Source organism: Fannyhessea sp., from assembly GCF_986145555.1.
This window is the reverse complement of sequence record NZ_CFRCNA010000001.1, coordinates 20781-38929: the sequence shown is the minus strand read 5'-3', so window position 1 is coordinate 38929 and position 18149 is coordinate 20781. Positions and strand designations below refer to the sequence as shown.

General features: G+C 43.4%; 12 protein-coding genes and 3 tRNA genes. 11 read left to right on the top strand and 4 right to left on the bottom strand.

Annotated features, from left to right (window positions below):
• Positions 1–235: 235 nt before the first annotated feature.
• Together AC5GD6_RS00155 and AC5GD6_RS00150 are read left to right on the top strand one after the other, a co-directional pair.
• Positions 236–3490 carry a M28 family peptidase gene (locus AC5GD6_RS00155; protein ID WP_491845961.1) on the top strand — a complete coding sequence of 1085 codons (3255 nt, stop codon included), beginning with the start codon at positions 236–238 and terminating at the stop codon, positions 3488–3490.
• Between the two features lie 70 nt (positions 3491–3560).
• A tRNA-Gly gene (locus tag AC5GD6_RS00150) sits at positions 3561–3635 on the top strand.
• 131 nt (positions 3636–3766) lie between these two features.
• Here AC5GD6_RS00150 and AC5GD6_RS00145 read toward each other — a convergent pair.
• From AC5GD6_RS00145 to AC5GD6_RS00130, 4 genes are all read right to left on the bottom strand, one after another.
• A complete protein-coding gene (locus tag AC5GD6_RS00145; protein WP_276769311.1) occupies positions 3767–4501 on the bottom strand; it encodes a methionine ABC transporter permease in 735 nt (244 codons plus the stop codon).
• Between the two features lie 27 nt (positions 4502–4528).
• Positions 4529–5683, bottom strand: a complete 1155-nt coding sequence (locus AC5GD6_RS00140) for a methionine ABC transporter ATP-binding protein (protein ID WP_311431230.1) — start codon at positions 5681–5683, stop codon at positions 4529–4531.
• Between the two features lie 177 nt (positions 5684–5860).
• Positions 5861–6943 (bottom strand): MetQ/NlpA family ABC transporter substrate-binding protein, encoded by a 1083-nt coding sequence (locus AC5GD6_RS00135; protein ID WP_491845960.1) that lies wholly within the window; start codon positions 6941–6943, stop codon positions 5861–5863.
• A 344-nt stretch (positions 6944–7287) separates the two neighbouring features.
• Positions 7288–8061, bottom strand: a complete 774-nt coding sequence (locus AC5GD6_RS00130; RefSeq protein WP_311431228.1) for a hypothetical protein — start codon at positions 8059–8061, stop codon at positions 7288–7290.
• Between the two features lie 381 nt (positions 8062–8442).
• On the opposite strand from AC5GD6_RS00130, the gene AC5GD6_RS00125 reads away from it, so the two are divergent.
• From AC5GD6_RS00125 to AC5GD6_RS00085, 9 genes are all read left to right on the top strand, one after another.
• Positions 8443–8518: transfer RNA gene (locus tag AC5GD6_RS00125), tRNA-Lys, on the top strand.
• Positions 8519–8839: 321 nt separating this feature from the next.
• The gene (gene purB / locus AC5GD6_RS00120) at positions 8840–10216 is read left to right on the top strand and encodes an adenylosuccinate lyase (RefSeq protein ID WP_491845959.1); all 1377 of its coding nucleotides are present in this window, start codon (positions 8840–8842) and stop codon (positions 10214–10216) included.
• A gap of 29 nt (positions 10217–10245) precedes the next feature.
• Complete coding sequence (locus AC5GD6_RS00115; RefSeq protein ID WP_491845958.1) at positions 10246–11535, top strand: transcriptional initiation protein Tat; 1290 nt, start codon at positions 10246–10248, stop codon at positions 11533–11535.
• 82 nt (positions 11536–11617) lie between these two features.
• Entirely contained in the window at positions 11618–12343 is a 726-nt protein-coding gene (locus tag AC5GD6_RS00110) for a response regulator transcription factor (RefSeq protein ID WP_006302277.1), read from the top strand.
• Positions 12344–12464: 121 nt separating this feature from the next.
• Positions 12465–14048: a sensor histidine kinase gene (locus AC5GD6_RS00105; protein WP_491845957.1), complete on the top strand. Its 1584-nt coding sequence runs from the start codon at positions 12465–12467 to the stop codon at positions 14046–14048.
• A 147-nt stretch (positions 14049–14195) separates the two neighbouring features.
• On the top strand, positions 14196–14867 hold the full coding sequence (locus AC5GD6_RS00100) for a hypothetical protein (RefSeq protein WP_311438855.1): 672 nt from the start codon (positions 14196–14198) through the stop codon (positions 14865–14867).
• A 63-nt stretch (positions 14868–14930) separates the two neighbouring features.
• Positions 14931–15006, top strand: a tRNA-Arg gene (locus tag AC5GD6_RS00095).
• A gap of 483 nt (positions 15007–15489) precedes the next feature.
• Positions 15490–15795, top strand: a complete 306-nt coding sequence (locus AC5GD6_RS00090) for a hypothetical protein (protein ID WP_048596615.1) — start codon at positions 15490–15492, stop codon at positions 15793–15795.
• A 22-nt stretch (positions 15796–15817) separates the two neighbouring features.
• The gene (locus AC5GD6_RS00085; protein ID WP_006302281.1) at positions 15818–17983 is read left to right on the top strand and encodes a heavy metal translocating P-type ATPase; all 2166 of its coding nucleotides are present in this window, start codon (positions 15818–15820) and stop codon (positions 17981–17983) included.
• Positions 17984–18149 lie beyond the last annotated feature (166 nt).

The following is an 18149-nucleotide window of genomic DNA, read 5'->3' as shown; positions in this document are numbered from 1 at the left end:
TACAAAACTCAATCAAATCATGACATGAGTGAATTATGAGAATATCTTTTGTAACAAATTCTATATTTTGCGTGCGTAAAGAGGAAATTTGTGGCAAACTTATACATAACTGTATGTGGAAGAAAAACACATGTTTCTCTATAAAACGGATGCGCGTGTTTGCATAAAATAACATAGGTTATTTATTCCATATCTGTTAAAGAAGACGGCTTACAGCAAAACAAAGGATACTCGCATGGCAGATATTCGTACATATCTTGATTACTTAAATGAATCCATTGAAATTGCGCCCACAAATAGTCAAGAGGAGCTTGACGCCGCTGAACTCATCGAAAAACTCATGAAAGATCACAGCCTTGAACTGCACCGTCAAGACGTGGTTTCGCATGGCTGGGGCATAGTTATACACGACAGTTTGTATATCGTGTTGTTTATCGGCATGCTTATTTCTGGTTTCACAGGTACGTTTGTGAGCTATTTTGGATTTATCGTTTGTCTTGTGGCAACGGTTTTGCTTGTACTTGAAAAACTTCATATTTTTGAAATAAGTTCGTTTGGCCCACTTGCACAAAGTCAAAATATTATTGGCGTGCACCGCGCGACAGGTCCATTGGTTATGAAGGGTAATCGACCCATTGTTGTGGTTGCTCATTACGACACACCTAACGAGGATATTCTTTCCAAACCACAACTTGCACCGTATCAAGCACGTATTAAGAAACTGGTGTATTCAGCTGTACTTTTTACCATGTTTTGTGCACTCGTGCAGGTTGCATTTTTCTTACCATTTTTAAATGATATTGTTCGCCGTGCATTTTGGTTATTGGGAATTTTAAGTGCTTTTTCGTTTTTGGCACTGGGAGTAAACACGGTATATAAGAAATTTGCTTCGTGCACCGAAGGTGCAAACAGTAATAAAAGCTCTTTGGCTGCCATGATGGACGTTGTGAATACCGTTCGTCCTGCAGATGACGAGGCAAGCAGATGGGGTTATGTTCATCCTCAACAAAAGTTTAGTGAAATAGCAGAAGTACCCCAAGAGAGTAAAGCAAGTTCATTGTCTTTGGTTGACGATGAGCGCGAGTCGATTTCCGAAAAAGAAGAACACATATCTGATTCTGCTCAGCTTCAAAACACGCTTAAGACAGCACCTGTTTTGAATCAAGACACTCATAATCTTATGGAGAACAACCTAGATGAGTCAGTGTCTGAGGTAAGTAAAAAGGATACACCTGAAAATGTACAGAGTGAGGTTGCTGCAAACGAGCAGCAGCAAGACGATCCTTCTGTTACACATGTTCAAAATGAGCAAGCCGTACAGGCGCGCGCAACATCTGTGCCCGCGTCTAACGAAGCCTCTATGGACGACAATCGTGGGGTAGAAAGCGCGGTAGACCAAACCACGCACTTCCAACGAGAAGATTATGCTGGAAGCCAGGCAGCTGCGCCAAAGATTATTGGTTACGATGTCGCAACCGGTATTGTTCGTCGTGGAAAAGATACATTGATAAATCTAAACCTTCTCCCTGAGGATTGTGAGATAGATTATACTGTGGGTCTTAAATATGAAACGCCTGTAGTAGTAACTGCGGCTACACAGCCAGAATCTAATCTAGAACAAAGTAACGCTTTGAAATATAGTGATGTGCCGCTTATGGAGGATGGTGCTCCCCAAAACTTAAGTGACGGTCAAAAAGCGAACACTCCCTCACGCACGAAAGTTCGCAACACATACATTGCTCCTACCTTTGAAGAAGATTATCCAATTGCCAGTTGGAAGCCAGCAACTGCAGAACAAAAAATGTCTGTAGTTAAGAATTCAGAAACCCATGAGAATGAAGACATTCAGATTCCTGCGGACTCACAAACAGACACGCATGAGTCAAAGGACGAACCTTCCGTTGTTACAGATGTTGATGCAAGCACCCAAAGCGCTGCTGCAGAACAAACCAAACCACTTGATGAAGTTGCCGATAAAACGGACGAAAACAAGAATTCTCAAGTTGTAGAAAAAGAACCCAACAAATCACTTTCGCCCGAAGAAGTAATAATTTCTCAAATTCATCAAGAGGTTCAAGCTCGCACACAACGTGATGACTCGCAAATTGCTAACGCTTCACAAATACTTAAAGACGAACAAAGTGCTCTTGGTGGTTCTGCTTCGAGCATTGCTGTGGCGCGTCGTGCAGTTTTGTTTGATTTGCCTGATCCGCGTGAGCAGGTGCAAGATCCATTTGCGTCAGAAAATGACGACCAGCCTGCTCATGAAGTTTCCCATGAAGAAGTAGAGGAAAAGAAATCGACGAACGCTCCCGCCGATGAAAAAACTATTACTTTTACACCTCAAGGCACGCGCGATATAAAAGTATTAGACGGTGTTGCTAAACCCCTAGATGAACCGCGCACATCTTCTGCCGATCGTCATGCAAAGCTTTCCAATGAAAAGAAACAACATGGTTTGGGCTTATTTGGTAAGAAGAAAAAAACAACTGCGGATAAAAACTCAATGAGTTCATGGTTAGGCGTTGATGATAATTTTGATGCCAAGAAAGATGGTCGTCAGATTGGTTCGTGGGATAACTTTGTGCACGAAGAAGACAATAACAACCAAGCTTCCTCTCATCCAAAGTCGTGGAAAGGTGGCGCAACAACACGAGTTGGTTTGCGTGTTCATGAGGGAACAAAGGGTACGCAACCGCAAGATTTGCCAAGCGTTGATGATGTTGAGGCACATGCAACAACTTCTAACGAGGCAGATTCTCATACGTTGAGTTTGAAAAATAACCCTTTTGTCCAAGGTGGCGTCGTTGATACAGGCGTTGCTCCTGCGGCTTCTGGCGATGAAGATGCGGCACGCTCTGCCGCATGCTCATCAGATGTTTTGAGTGATGAAAACATTTCAGAAAAAAGTGCATTATGGGAAGACGCTAAACAAGACGCAGTACAGTCAACTTCAAGCAAACTTAAGCAAAAAGATAAGCCTGTGTCATCTGATGAACAAATTCAAGAATTGAAAGACGCTGTTTTGTCGATGGGTTCAGATGAGCTATTATGTCACGACATTTGGTTTGTAGCGCTTGGTGCTTCTGAAAATAATCATGCAGGTATGAAACAATTCTTATCTGAATACCGTCGCGAAATACGTGGTGCTTTTCTTATTAACCTTGATTGTGTAGGAGCGGGTTCTCTTACGGTGTTAACGGCAGAAGATCCGTATAACACGCGTCGAGCAGATAGAAGAATTACACGCCTGCTCTCCAAAATTGCCGAAGATTTGCACATTCAACTGCAAAATAAAGCATATGATTACGGTCGCACTGACGCAACACCAGCTATGCATGCGTCTGTGAGATCTGCTACTATCATGGGTTGTGACGAAAATGGACTTCCTGCCCTTGCTCATACACAAGACGACGTTGCTCATATGATAGATGCAAAGCAGGTAAAACAAGTAGCACAAATGGTGTGTGAACTTATTCGTCGTGCATAATATAAACTTTATATCGCGTGTGCATATGATACAATGTAGTGCGCACCTTTGCTAAGAGGCGCTCTATTGCGCGGGCATCGCCAAGAGGTAAGGCAATGGCTTCCCAAGCCATCATTCGCGGGTTCGAATCCCGTTGCCCGCTCCAGATAATAAAACGCTCTTGCTGAAACTTTCAGCAAGAGCGTATTTTATATCATCATATTTATATCAACGACCCTGATTTGGTATATTTGGTATTACACCTATTGATCAAGCTTATACAAACGCCTCAAGCAGCTATTTTGTTCTTCTAAGTAAATGATTTGCAAGGCGATTAGCGATAAACTGTACAAGCTGAACAAGTACAATCATGATGATTACGCAAGTCCAGGTGACATAGGGATTAAACTTTTGATATCCATAAGCAATAGCAAAGTTACCAAGACCGCCACCACCGATATATCCAGCCATTGCACTCATATCTAGCACGCCTATGAACAAGAACGCATAACTTAAAATGAGCGGAGCAAGAGCTTCGGGTATAAGAACGGTTTTAACGATTCCCCACTTAGAAACACCCATCGATCGTGCGGCTTCGATAACACCAGAATCTACTGAAAGAAGATTCTGCTCCACCAAGCGTGATGACGCAACAGAACACGCAACAATCATGGGGCATATAGCTGCTGCTGTTCCAATGGAGGTTCCAATAAGCGCAATAGTTACTGGTTGGATGGCTGCTAAAAATATGATAAACGGAATGGGGCGTATAAGATTTATGCAAACATCAACAATGTTATATACGGCAACATTTTCAAATAAGCTACCTTTACGGCACCCCCATAATACAACGCCTACAGCAATGCCGATGATACCACCTGCAACGAGGGTAATTGCAACAATCTGCAGCGTTTCAATAAGTGCTCGTATAAATTCGCCATCTGCAACATAGGACGAAAAATCCATCCATGCGGCAGAATTTAGTGCGCTTGCCTGTGTAACCCACAAGTGATTAAGAAATTGAAAAGACATAATAACCTCTTTTACGTAGCTTAGATATTAGTTGGCGTCTGTAGTGGTGTTGCTATATGCACTACAGCGTTTTTCGTCCAAAGTTTGATAGGCTTCATATGCCTTAGACCAGGGTACGGGATGTTCTGCCGAACCAAAATCAACGATTGTGTTTTCGCGCGCCAGATCGGATATATATTCATCCATGCGCGAGGAGTCACCGTAAAGTTCATAGGTAAACGTTCCTAACGACTTGTCTCCTATCATTTTTACGCCACCGCACAAAATAGCATTGGTAATACTTCTGTGTGTGAGCATCGCTGAAATGTGATCTCCCGATGAAGCAATGCCGTTGAGAGCGTCTGCATCGCGCATGATAACGCTTATAAGGCGTCCTGGATGCTGCGTACGCAGAACCTCAAGTTCTTCTTTGGTGGGTGCACAATCAACAGCTGCACGCACAAAATTCTGTGTAATTGATGTTTGTGGACGTGCAAAAATCTTAAAAGCTGGACCTTGCTCAACAATGCGCGCTGTTTCCATAACAGCTACATGCTTAGCAATTTTTGCAACAACGTCCATTTGGTGCGTGATAAGCACAACGGTAATTCCAAGCTCGGCATTTACGCGCTTAAGTAAATTAAGCACTTCTTGCGTTGTCTTGGGGTCAAGTGCGCTTGTTGCTTCGTCTGCAAGTAAGATTTTTGGCTGCAGCGCTAGCGCTCGCGCAATACCAACTCGTTGTTTTTGTCCACCAGACAGCTGCGAAGGATATGCATGTGCATATTCACTAAGACCAACATAATCTAGCAGCTTTGCAACGCGTCGTTCTTGAAAATCGCGACGCCAACGATCTTGCACCAAAGGATATGCAATATTTTGTGCAACTGTTTTAGATGAAAACAAATTAAACTGCTGAAAAATCATGCCAATTTTTTGGCGGAAGGGGCGAAGTTGTGTTTCGCTTAATCGTGTAATATCTTTATCGAAGACAGAAATGTTACCGCTATCCACTTTTTCAAGACCGTTAATAAGACGTACTAACGTAGACTTTCCCGCACCTGAATATCCGATAATGCCCATGATGTCGCCTGTTTCGACTGAAAGCGATACATCTTCAAGCGCTGTGTGGGTATATTTTGACTTTCCGCCTTGCGTAAAGGTTTTATGAGCGTGATTGATTGAAATAATAGGGTTTTCCATAGTTACCTCTATACCTGCAAGGCTCACCCATAACATATGGGTGAGCCGCATATGACGTTATTGAAATTACACACGCATATCTATTGTACTTACTTTAGATATAAGTTTGCGAGGTTATTTTGCAAGGTTTGTAACAAGTTAAACCTGTTGTAGCAAGTTAAACCTCGCGTATGCGTATTATTTGGTCTGTGCTTCTTTGATGCGTTGCTCTAAGTCGGCAAGATCTTGTTTCAACAGGTCTGCGGGGTCATCGTTAACGATAACTTGACCTTGCATGTGCTCGACAACAGCGTCTGAAACTTCCTTATCGTGCCAAATTTCGGTAACCTTTTTGAACGCAGGATTGTTTTCGTCTTCTTTACGCGCAACCCATACGTTGATATAAGGTCTCGATGAAGGCGAATCCGCACTATCGGCAAAAATGGCATCCTGAGGATTTAAGCCAGCGTCTTTGGTAAACGTGTTATTAATTACAGCTGCTGCAACAGAAGGATCTTGAAGAGAAGTTGCCACTTTTGCTGCTTCAACAGGAACAACGCGAACTTTAGAAGCCGCTTCGTCCACGTCTTTTGGTGTAACGAGGGCATTCCACTCGCCTTTAAGCTTGATAAGGCCACAAGCACTTAAAACGCCCAACGCACGAGCTTGGTTGGTTTCGTCGTTAGGAAGCGTGACTTGCGATCCTGCTGGAATGTCGGCAGGCTTCTGGTATGTTTTTGAATACAAGCCCAAAGGAACAACAGCGTCACCAGCAATTGGTTGAAGATCCTGGTTGTTTTTAACGTTGTAATTAGCCAAGTAAAGCGTGTGCTGGAACAAGTTAAGATCAAGGCTTCCTTGTGCAAGGGCTGGATTTGCCGAAGTGTAGTCAGAAAAATTCTTGAGCTCAACTGCAACACCAGCTTCTTCGCATTTTTTCAAAAACACTTTCCACTGTGGATCATTGGAGCCAACGGTACCTATGATAACGGGGTTGTCTTTGGTTCCTTTTTCGGCTGCTTGTGCGCTCTTGGTGTTTTGATGTAGATAAATTCCTCCGCCAACAAGAGCTACTGCTATAAGTCCAAGGCCACCCAAAATGAATGTTCTGCGTGAGGTATCTGTACGCACAACATCATTTATATCATCGTCAAACAAGCTTTGGGCACTTTGTTTTGAGTCACTTTTGTTTGAGGTGCACATGCTCTGGCTCTTCTTATCTTGCATGGAACTCTGCACACTTTGTTGGTTGTGACTGGTGGTATCTTTTATCTGAGCCATAAACGCCTCCTCAAATTACGTGACTACGTATGTAGCCAGTTGGTCAGATAGTGAACTATGCAAAATAGAACTCATGTTCATATTGAATTTCCCTTGCATACGTTCACACGATAGCTTTATAAACTACGTTGGTAAGCATAATACACACAATTTCTTACGAATCAAAGTGAAAACGTAAATTTTTGAGAATTTTGTATCTATTTCGTAACAATTTAATAGTTTCTACACAAGTGTATGACGTTAAGTTTCTTGGATGCAAATTATGTCAAAGTTAACGCAGACTCTTAATAGAAACGTATATTTTGACTGGTATAGCGTGTATATTTTGTTTTGCACTTTTGATTTTAAAGTTGTGCAACACCTGTTAAATCGTCCGAAGGCAGAGATTGTTGGATATCAACCTTATTCCACCTATCTTCAGAAAAATCTCGTGGCGTATTTTTCGATTGATAAACTTTATGTTCTACTTTGCGATACGAACCATCAAAGCGTGCATATAAATCAGATGTGTAGGTAGACCCTTTAACACCGGTAACGGCGCATGTATCGTCTTTTTTATTGGTGGACAAATAATACGTATCGCCTAAAGAAGGTGAAAACTCAAACACGTGCGCTGGCTGCGCAATCTTTTTACCATCGGCAAAGCATAGTGCGATACTAAATGTTTTTGGATTGGTTCCTGGCTCATCTGAGCCAACAAGAATAAGGTCATCTACTTTATCCGAGCTTGCGTCGCGAACAAGGTAGCGATAATACTTAAACGAAGATCCGTCTTTCTTTTTGAGATATGTTGCAGGTTGCTTCAGCGCTTCTGCATAAGCGTTGTGAACGTCAGCTTGTTGGTGTTTGTTTGGCGCTTGGGGCGTATCTGCATTTGTATTTGTACTTGTGTTTGTGTTCTGGCTGTTTTGCTGTTCATCAGAGGTCATTTGTGTACCTGCTTGATTGTTGTTGGCTGACGATGTCATAAACGTATAGAGCCCCCAGGCTGCGCTCATTACAGCTACACCAATAATAAAAGCAAGCACAACACGCAGGACCCCGCGCGATTGTTGTGTTGTATTGCGCGCTTGATCTGATGAAGGGCGGTGCGCTGTGTTTGAGCTGTGTTGCGGCATACGTGCTCCTTAAACTGCTGATACGCTTATAGTAATGGTAACGGTAAGGAACAGTTTTTCAAAGCGTCAAACGGTAAACGGTTTATGTGAGGGCGTTATATATGTGGCTTTAGCTGTGGCTGGTCGTGCATGGACTGTGCCGTATTGACGGACCGTATCTTGTAGACTTAATCGGTGTTCAGGTGATGTTTTGTATCGGATTAAGTTTTAAGAGCTGTATGAGCTTAATAAGAAGGTGGACATATGGAATTATCTCCATAATTGAAACTTTTTTGAGATTTTCGCTGTAATTACAACTGGTTTGTAAGAAAATAATTAAGCTTACTTGAGGTCATGGTCTAATTGTTGCAGAATTTGTTATCTGCACATGCCTGACATTTTGGGTCGTTAGCTCAGTTGGTAGAGCAGGGGACTTTTAATCCCAAGGTCGTGGGTTCGATTCCCACACGACCCACCACCTTTTTTCTTCCCTTTTTACATAATCTACCAGTGCAAATGCGAACATTTTAATACGTAAATATTCATCAATTGCACTAAGTGTTGCAAAGTGTGTATAACCATGTTTAACTGGTGTGACAGGTTGTGATCGATACACCAAAAAATGCGCGTGCAATTAACATACAATAATAAATTTAAGTAATTGAGCGTTCAGGCTGTGCTTCGCCATGCATTTATTACCACTTGTTTATTATTTTTTGTTTTTATTTTTAGAATATATATCGTTGGTATACTTAACACGTACATTATTTTACAAGGGCTTGGTAAGAAAGGTTCTCTTATGATAGACCGTTATACTCAACCTGCTATGGGGCATATTTTTTCTCTTGAAAACAAATATAACGTCTGGAAAGAAATAGAAGTATGTGCCTGTGAAGCACAAGCAGAATTAGGGCTTATCGGCATTACCAAAGACGAAGCAGCGTGGATTCGCGCTCATGCGGCCTGCAATAAAGAAGAGATTGACGCTCTTGAAGCGCAGGTAAACCATGATGTTATTGCCTTTCTTACTAATATGGCTTCCTATATTGATAAAGATGTTCCCGCAGAGGCGCCACATCCTAGCCGCTGGGTGCACTTTGGTATGACCAGCACCGACTTGGGTGATACGGCTTTATGTTATATGCTTTCGCAAGCCCTTGATATTCTAAAAGACGATGTTGCTCGTTTGGGTGAAATTTGTAAGCGTCGCGCGTTTGAAGAAAAATCAACGTTGTGCGTAGGGCGTACCCATGGTATTCATGCCGAGCCTATGACCTTTGGTATGAAATTTGCAAGCTGGGCTCAAGAGCTTAAACGCGATTTAGACCGTCTCAACAATGCACAGGAAAGTGTGTCTTACGGAGCTATTTCTGGTGCTGTTGGCACGTATTCTTCGATTGATCCACGCGTTGAACAAATGGTGTGCGAAAAACTACATCTTAAAGTAGATCCGCTTTCTACGCAGGTTATCAGCCGTGATCATCATGCATATGTTGCAAGTGTTTTGGCGGTTTGTGCCGCAACCTGTGAGCGTATTGCTACCGAAATTCGTGGATTACAAAAAACGGATACGCTTGAGGTCGAAGAGCCATTTAAGAAAAAACAAAAAGGTTCAAGTGCTATGCCTCACAAGCGAAATCCTATTACCGCAGAAAAAGTTTGTGGTCTGGCTCGCGTTGTTAAGGCAAACGCGCAGATAGCTTATGACAATGTGGCACTGTGGCACGAGCGCGACATCAGCCATTCCTCAAACGAGCGCGTGGCACTTGCCGATAGTTTTATTGCACTTGACCATATGTTCACCTGTTTAATTCGTATTGTTGATGGACTTGTTTTGTATCCCAAACGCATGCTGGCAAATCTCAACAAAACGCGTGGTCTTATTTATTCGTCCAAAGTTTTGCTTGCCCTAGTAGATACGGGTATGACGCGCGAGGACGCGTATCTCATTGTTCAATCTTGTGCAATGAAAACATGGAAAGAAATTCAAGAGTGTGAGCAAGGCACTACGTTTAAGGAAAAGCTTAAAGCAGATCCCGCTTGTGTTTTGTCTGACGATGAATTAGATACCATTTTTGATCCGCAACAATTTTTAACACACACTTCTCTTGTGTTTGATCGCTTGCAAGCGCTTGATTTCACATGTGCTTGTCATGAAAAAACCAACGGTGAATAACGTAACAATAACTTAAGGGATTAGCTTTTATGACACAAGTTTTTGGTCATCAAACAAAGGGCGGTGCAGAGCATTCGCCTGCGCAAAAGCCGCAGGCTCTGTTTTCCCGCCGCGCCTTTTTTCGCGCGACGTGTGCAACAGCGGCTTCTGGTGCACTGGCGTGTATTGCGGTATCTGCAGGAGGATGTAAGCACCGTGCTGTGGATGACCCGCAAAGCCCCGTGGTCGTAGATGACGCCCAAGCGGAATACATCATTGATCCTCAAACAAACGAAAGCAAATATTCTTCTGTTGATTTTGAGCTTAAACAAACAGGAAATTGGGAATTGCCGCTAGGAAACATGTTGTATCCTTCGGACGGCGTATGGATTGCGGCTACAACTGCTGGAACTTCTGCAACACCCGTTATTAAAGCGTCGGCATTTAATACAAAAACCAGCCAGTTTGTTCAAGTGCTTGAACAACCCTATGGCAAGAACTCAACAAATTGCATTATTTACGATGTTCGCATGTCGGACAAGGTGTTTGTATGGCTTGAGTTTGATATCGTTATGCGTGACTGGACGCTGTACGCCTCGCCGTTTGCCGATGGAAAATTGCATGGTCAGGTCAGTGAACTTTGGAAAGCGGACGCCGATTATCTTCCTGCACAGTTTTGTGTTCACGAAAACTATGTTGTATGGCAAGTATCTCCCTCACCGCAAGGATCTCGTGCAAAAGAAAATTCCTATTGCTATTTATGGAAATTGGGCGATGATAAAGCGGCTTCGGTTGTTGAATCGCTTTCGCGTTTTGCATGTGCACCAACCTTTTCTAAAGGATCGGTGGTAATTGTTCCTAAAGTTAAAACAAAGTCTGCACCGCTGTACGTTATGCGCGTTTATTCGTTGACCGATTCTATGGAAAAGCAACAAGACGAGCTGTTTTTGCCGCCTTCTGTGGCGCCTCTATACGCAACGTATATTAACTCGCTTTTTGCGTTTTCCATTGAAGCAAATCACCAAAGCGGTGGTTTGCTGGGTAAAATGGGAACATATATAGGTTCTCGCGATAAGGGATTTGTCGTAGTGCCTCGTGAGCCATCTGCCCCCGTTGTTGGAAACAATAATACATTTATTGTGCGGAGTAAGGCTTCGTATTTTGTAGTAGACACTGCTCAAAAAAGTTACTCTATTTTGGCTGCTTCTAACCGCTGCACCAATTATGGCGAATATCCTGCGTGCACAGGTGAGCAAAACAGTGTGGTAACATATGCAACTATTAAGGATAAAACAACCGGATATCCTAAAAATGTTTTAGTAAGGCAATTTAGAGTGTAGAATAGTGCTGTTAGAAGTTTATTTTGATGTTAAACTACTATCAGAACCATTGTTTGACGATAAACATTAAAGGAGGCTGTATATGGCTTCAGATGAGAAACGTATTCTTTTAGTAGAAGACGAAAAAACCATTCGCGATGCTGTTGCCGCGTATCTTGAGCGCGAAGGCTACTTTGTGCGTAGTGTTGGCGACGGTCAAAGCGCACTTGAAGAGTTTGAAAAACATTCCTTTGACCTGATTATTTTGGATCTTATGCTTCCTAAACTTTCTGGTGAGCGCGTGTGTCGTGCGGTGCGTGAGACATCTAATGTACCCATTATTATGCTTACCGCAAAAGGCGAGGTAGAAGATCGTATTATTGGTCTTGAATTAGGCGCAGACGACTATCTTATTAAGCCGTTTTCACCACGCGAGCTGGTTGCACGTGTTCGTGCGTTGCTCAGACGTGCCCACACCGAATCAGAGCCCGCACTTGAGGTTCTTGACTTTGGCCAGCTTGTCATTGATATTTCGGGTCATAAAGTATTGGTTGAGAATAAAGAAATCGACTTAACTGCGTCAGAATTTAAGCTCTTAACCACACTTGCTCGTTTTCCTGGTCGTGTTTATACACGCATGGAGCTTGTTGAAAAAGTTTTGGGCTACGATTTTGAAGGCTACGAGCGCACCATAGACTCTCATGTTAAAAACCTTCGCGCAAAATTGGGCGATGATCCACGCAATCCACGTTGGTTGTATACCGTTCATGGTGTTGGATATCGTTTTGAAGCTCCGCAATCTCAAGATGCGCCGTCACATCAAGAATAGACGTTTGCACGCGTGCACATGTTAAAAGCATGTGCACGAGTTGTATAAAGCGCTGTTATAAGCTATTGGGTGGTGTGGATATAGCGTAGATGAGTTTTTCGGAATATAGGTGATTGTATCAGTGAAAAACAAACCATCAATAACGTCGTATGTAAAGCTTGAAGAACAAATGTATGACAATCTTAAAGAAGATGGTAAAAACACCTCTAAGGTGTCTTTTAATACCATGTCTCATACTCCGTATAGGGTTCGTCCTTCTGAAACGGTAACAGGTCGTTTGACCATATACTTTGCCCTCACCGCCTTTATGACTGCTGTTATTCTTTCAATTGTTTTGGCAGTTGTATGGGAAGATCAATTTCAAACATATACGCGGCGCGGCATGCAACACATGGCGCAAAAAATTGCGCTTTCGCTTGGAAAGCAATACAGTGTTTCTGGTGGTTGGAAATCTACGTTTATACGCAGCTCGTCTTTAACATTTCCCGTTCCTTCAGACGTTGGTATAGAAATTGTAGACGCTCATGGGCAGCTTATTTATGGAAATGTACCAGCTAGTTCTTATGCGCGCGATAATGCGGATCACATTGAAATTATTGATTCTAAAAGCGATAAAAGCAATTCAGCTTCTGAGGTAGGAGGACCTCCCGAAGGAGAGCGTGCAACTGCTACTGCAGATATTGTTGACAATAGTGGCGAATATGTAGGCAACGTGAGGTTGTGGGCATTTGGCTCGGAAACGCTTATTACTAAAAGTGATGATGTGTTTAGGAAAAACTCCTATGGAGCTATTCTTGCGGCTGCGGTCATTGCAATTTTGTTGGCGTGTGCTTTGTCGTATGCTGCGTCGCATGTATTTGTAAAACCAATTAAAAAAATTACGTCCACTGCAGCGCAGATTCGCAACGGTGACCTTACGGCGCGCACCAATTTAACAGGTGATGACGAGATTGGACGTTTGGGCGAAACGTTTGACTCGATGGCGTCTGAGTTAGAGCGCGATATTAAGTTTGAGCACCGCCTTACCTCTGACGTGGCGCATGAGCTTCGCACGCCGCTTATGGCAATGCTTGCAACGGTTGAGGGCATGCAAGATGGTGTCCTTCCTGCTGATAATGAGCATTATGAGACAGTTGCACAAGAAGTAAGACGCTTGTCTCGTTTAGTGGACGCAATGCTAAGGCTTTCTCGTATCGAAAACGGTACCCGTGTTCTTAAAATTGAAAAATCTGACGCAGTGTATATGGTTAAAAGTCTTGTTTCTATGCAAGAACAGCTTTTTGCTGAACGCAATTTGCGCCTCAAGTTTGATGACAAGATCCCTGAACACGAATGCATGATTGAGATGGACAGCGATCTTATTAGAGAAGCCATCACCAATATTATGTCTAATGCCATGCGCTATACCCCAGCAGGTGGCTGGGTTATTGTAAGCATTAGTAAATCGCGTAACGAAGTGTTGATTTCTGTTCGTGATACCGGTATTGGTATTGCAAAAGAAGACATACCACGCGTTTTTGCTCGATTTTGGCGTTCGGACGCAAGTCGTGGCCGTGTTTCTGGCGGTTTGGGTATTGGTCTTGCGCTTACCAAAGAAATTATCGACAAACATAATGGCCGCATAGCAGTAGAATCGACGCTTGGCAAAGGCACAACATTTACACTTGCTATTCCATGTGAGCATAAGGCACAGCAAACGGCTTAAACGCTAAGCTCTTTTCTTTACGTGTATGTATGCTTGAATAAAATGCGTTATTATTTTCATAGTTATGGGGCAGTGCTTGTACTTTTTAGGTACAATCATATGTGTTCATGGTCTTAAAACACAAAATGAAGTGCGGATGAGGTTTTTATGTCAATTAAAGAAACAATTACCAATGCAATGGACGAGGCGCGCGCCGCGGGTTCGCTTCCGTCTTGGTTAGCAGGAGAAAAAGCAAGTACCAAACCAGCAAAATCAAAAAAGGATGATGAGAAAAAGGGTGCACTGAAGGCCTCTCTTGCTCAGGCAAAGCCAGCAAAGGAAAAGGCGTACGGTGTTAGAGACGCTCACAGCGTAAAACAAACTCATCAAAAAACTGCCGTAGAAAAGCGTGCACAACGTCGCGCAGAGCGCGATGAACGTGATAGAAGGGTTGCGGTATCTCGTATTTTGCTTAATCAAGATCCTGTATATCGTAAGCGTCAAAACATTTTGTGGATTACGCTGTTCACAGGACTTGTTTGTATTGCCTTGTCATGGGTTATAAATTATTACAATCCGCAAGCCATGTATCAAATGGATCACATAGAAGGCATTGCAGAAGTTGTGCTCCTTGTTTTGGCGTATGCGCTGGTAATTTTGGGATTTATTTACGATTTAAAATTTGTAAAACCATTTAGAAACGCTGTTGATAGAAAAGTGAGCGCGCTGACTTCAAAAAAGGTGTATCAGTTGCTTGATAAAGATGCAGACAACATTGAGCACCAGCACGCAAATAAGGCGTCTTTTATGAATAGGCTTAAGCGCACGTTTAAGAAATAATTGTAAGCACGCGCGCCGCGTCAAGCGCGCGGTGCATGTGAGCATGATACAATACATGTATATGGCCTCGTAGCTCAGGGGATAGAGCACAAGTTTCCTAAACTTGGTGTCGTTGGTTCGAATCCAATCGGGGTCACCATTTAAGATTAAACCCAAGCGTTGCTGCTTGGGTTTTATTTTTGCGTCTGTAGCGGTGGTGCCGTATGCGCTCGTGGTACCGCATGAGGTTGTGGTACCGCATGTGCACGCTCGGCAAGCGCCGTCCTAAAAGTAACCATAAGTTAACCCGCTACTTACTTTCTTCATATTTGAGTTTACCATGGTTTACCTGCGTTTATATTAGTGCAGGTACACGCGTTGCAGCCTCAAAAAGAAAAAATTCTTTCGTATTCTCAGAAAGTTTTGCTTGCTAAACGGTAATAAACAGCATAACGTAAAAGTAAGGCTTAGGCTAACTCGCGCTTACGAGTGAATGAGTTAACCTGCCGCGCACGCACAAGTTTGTTGTATCACATCGATATGGCGCCACATCGAGAGGGGCGAAAGTTTTTCGCTACACGTGGCGAAAAACTCAATGCGCGCTTTATACACAGGGCAATTGCCCAAAGAGGAAGGAAGTATCATGAAACACTCATCATTGGTTTTTGGAGCATTAGGTGTTGTAGCAACAGGTGTAGTTGCTGGTTTGGCACAATGTGGAGTTCTTCGTAAAGCTGCTGTTAAAGCAACTGTGGTAGGACTGCAGGCAACAGATGTTTGCTCGCGCGAGTTGCAAAATATTGTGGACGAAGCTCAAGATGTAAGCGCTGAAGCGCGTCGCGAGGCTCGTATTGATGCGTGCGTTCGCCAGCGTTTGGCAAAACTTGAGCCGGGTATACGCAGCGAGGTACGCGAACAGTTTGACAAGCAGCAAGACACTGCAAATTAATTGCTTGTTGTAGTGGTGTACCATGCAAATTAACATATGTTCAGATCAGCCGCAGCGCCTGCGTTTACGCTGTGATATGGGTTATATTTCGCTTGCCGAAGCACGTGGAATTTCATCTGAGTTGCTTGCGATAGATGGGGTTACCTCGGCACATGCACATATTCAAAATTGTGCATTTGTTATTCAGTACACCTCTATACAGGCGCGCTTAGATGTTTTAGCGTATTTTGAACAACTCGACGTATTGAATATTCCCACAAAAGAAGAGGCTGCGCTTGACGCGCGGTCCGTGGAGTTTGAAGCGGCTGTCGAAAACAACAGATTTTATGTTGAGCTTGCTTTTTTGTTTGCGCGCAGATATGTAATTAAGCTTTTACCCCTGCCGCCAGCGGCGCTCTGTGCATATGTGGTTGTTCGAGCTTATGGGTTTATAAAGAAAGCTCTGCAAACGCTTCGCACTAAAAAACTGCAGGTTGAGGTCCTAGATGCTACGGTTATTGGCATTTCTATTTTCCGTAAAGAATATATAAGCGTTGCAACGATCATGTTTTTGCTCGACCTTAGTGACGCGGTGCAGCGCCATGTTTCGTATCGTTCTCGCCTTGCGCTTAAAAGTGGCATTATCACGCGAGCGCAGAAAGTTTGGAAGGTAATTGATAACGAAGACCGCTGTGTTGACCTCAATGAAGTTGTTAAAGGCGATGTGATTCATGTTTTGTCGGGAAGCGTTCTTCCTATAGACGGCGAAATTATTAAGGGTTTTGCCGATCTCAACGAATCGTCGCTCACCGGAGAATCGCGGCTTTCTCATAAAGAGACGGGTGCCAGCGTTTATGCAGGTACTGCGGTTGAAGATGGTGACATTTATGTTCGTGTGAATGCCGCTGCAGGTTCTGCACGCATTGACGCTATCGTAGACATGGTTGAAGAGTCAACAGCACTTAAAGCGCATTTGCAATCTAGGGCAGAACATCTCTCTGATGCTTTGGTGCCATACAGTTTTGCTGCGTTTTTTGTTGTGTTGCTCTTAACGCGCAGGGTTTCTCAGGCGCTTAGTGTATTGATGGTAGATTACTCGTGTGCCATTAAACTTTCTACTCCTATTGCCATTGCTTCGGCTATGGAAGAGGCTTCTAGCTATGGAATTACCGTAAAAGGCGGCAAGTTTTTTGAGGCTCTCTCTGATATTGATACCGTAGTCTTTGATAAAACAGGCACGCTTACTAAAGCATTGCCGCAGCTGAGTCGCACTTTGAGCTTTACCGAGTTGAGTGAAGATGAAACTTTGCGCATAGCTGCATGTATAGAGGAACATTTTCCGCACAGCATTGCCAAGTCTATCACGCGCGCTGCAGAAGAGTTGAATCTTGATCATACCAAAGAGCTTCATACAAAAGTTGAATATGTAGTTGCACATGGTATTAAAACCCATGTTGGTGACGAAGAAGTGTGCATAGGTTCAGAGCGCTTTATCTTTGATGATTTGGGCGTGCGTAGGCCTCAAAACCTAACTTTGAGGTTGGCAGAACTTGAGCACGAGCAAGGTTCTTTAGGAACGCTTATTTACATGTCGCGCGCCTCAGAGCTGGCGGCTGTGTTTAGCATTAAAGACCCCATCCGTGAGGACGCGCCTGCTATGATTGCGGCACTTAAAAGCGCTGGTATAAAACGTCTTGTTATGCTTACGGGGGACAGCGAAAAAACGGCTCGTGAGGTTGCTCAAACCCTAGGCATTGATGAATATCACGCCGAAATCTTACCCGAGGACAAGTCTGAATTCATTAAGCAATGCCAACGAGAAGGGCATCGTGTTGCTATGGTTGGCGACGGCATTAACGATTCTCCTGCCCTGGCCTGCGCCGATGTGTCAATTGCTATGTCCGATGCAAGTGATATTGCGCGCGCGGTTGCCGATGTTTCTATTCACAATACCTCGCTTAATTCACCGGTTATTGCGCATAGAATTTCAACATTGCTTATGCGTAGGATTCATGAAGACTTTTACGGTATTGTAGCTGTTAACACGTCTTTAATTGTGCTGGGTTTGCTTGGCTTAATTCCTGCGATTCATGCAGCGTATGTGCATAATGGCTTTACCTTTGCAGTGACATTAAGGAATACATTGCCGCTGCTTAGAGATGTGCAAGCTCGTGAAGTTCAAGACGATAGACGCTTAGGCATTGTTTAGTTATTACAAAGTGAGTTAGCGCAGAAATACGATAGCGCTATTTGGTACTATCTAGCACTATCCAAGCGCAAACAAAACGACCTAGACGAGGTGTTTAGGCCGTTTTTTATTAAGCGCGTGCGTGGCATTGGGCACACACATGCATGTGCACGAGATTCCTTGCCTT

Excerpts from the sequence above, each read along its gene's own strand:
- AC5GD6_RS00155 (WP_491845961.1), top strand. The coding sequence starts at position 236 with ATGGCAGATATTCGTACATATCTTGATTACTTAAATGAATCCATTGAA.
- purB (WP_491845959.1), top strand. The coding sequence starts at position 8,840 with ATGATAGACCGTTATACTCAACCTGCTATGGGGCATATTTTTTCTCTT.
- AC5GD6_RS00135 (WP_491845960.1), bottom strand. The coding sequence starts at position 6,943 with ATGGCTCAGATAAAAGATACCACCAGTCACAACCAACAAAGTGTGCAG.
- AC5GD6_RS00100 (WP_311438855.1), top strand. The coding sequence starts at position 14,196 with ATGTCAATTAAAGAAACAATTACCAATGCAATGGACGAGGCGCGCGCC.
- AC5GD6_RS00090 (WP_048596615.1), top strand. The coding sequence starts at position 15,490 with ATGAAACACTCATCATTGGTTTTTGGAGCATTAGGTGTTGTAGCAACA.
- AC5GD6_RS00145 (WP_276769311.1), bottom strand. The coding sequence starts at position 4,501 with ATGTCTTTTCAATTTCTTAATCACTTGTGGGTTACACAGGCAAGCGCA.
- AC5GD6_RS00140 (WP_311431230.1), bottom strand. The coding sequence starts at position 5,683 with ATGGAAAACCCTATTATTTCAATCAATCACGCTCATAAAACCTTTACG.
- AC5GD6_RS00115 (WP_491845958.1), top strand. The coding sequence starts at position 10,246 with ATGACACAAGTTTTTGGTCATCAAACAAAGGGCGGTGCAGAGCATTCG.
- AC5GD6_RS00130 (WP_311431228.1), bottom strand. The coding sequence starts at position 8,061 with ATGCCGCAACACAGCTCAAACACAGCGCACCGCCCTTCATCAGATCAA.
- AC5GD6_RS00110 (WP_006302277.1), top strand. The coding sequence starts at position 11,618 with ATGGCTTCAGATGAGAAACGTATTCTTTTAGTAGAAGACGAAAAAACC.
- AC5GD6_RS00085 (WP_006302281.1), top strand. The coding sequence starts at position 15,818 with ATGCAAATTAACATATGTTCAGATCAGCCGCAGCGCCTGCGTTTACGC.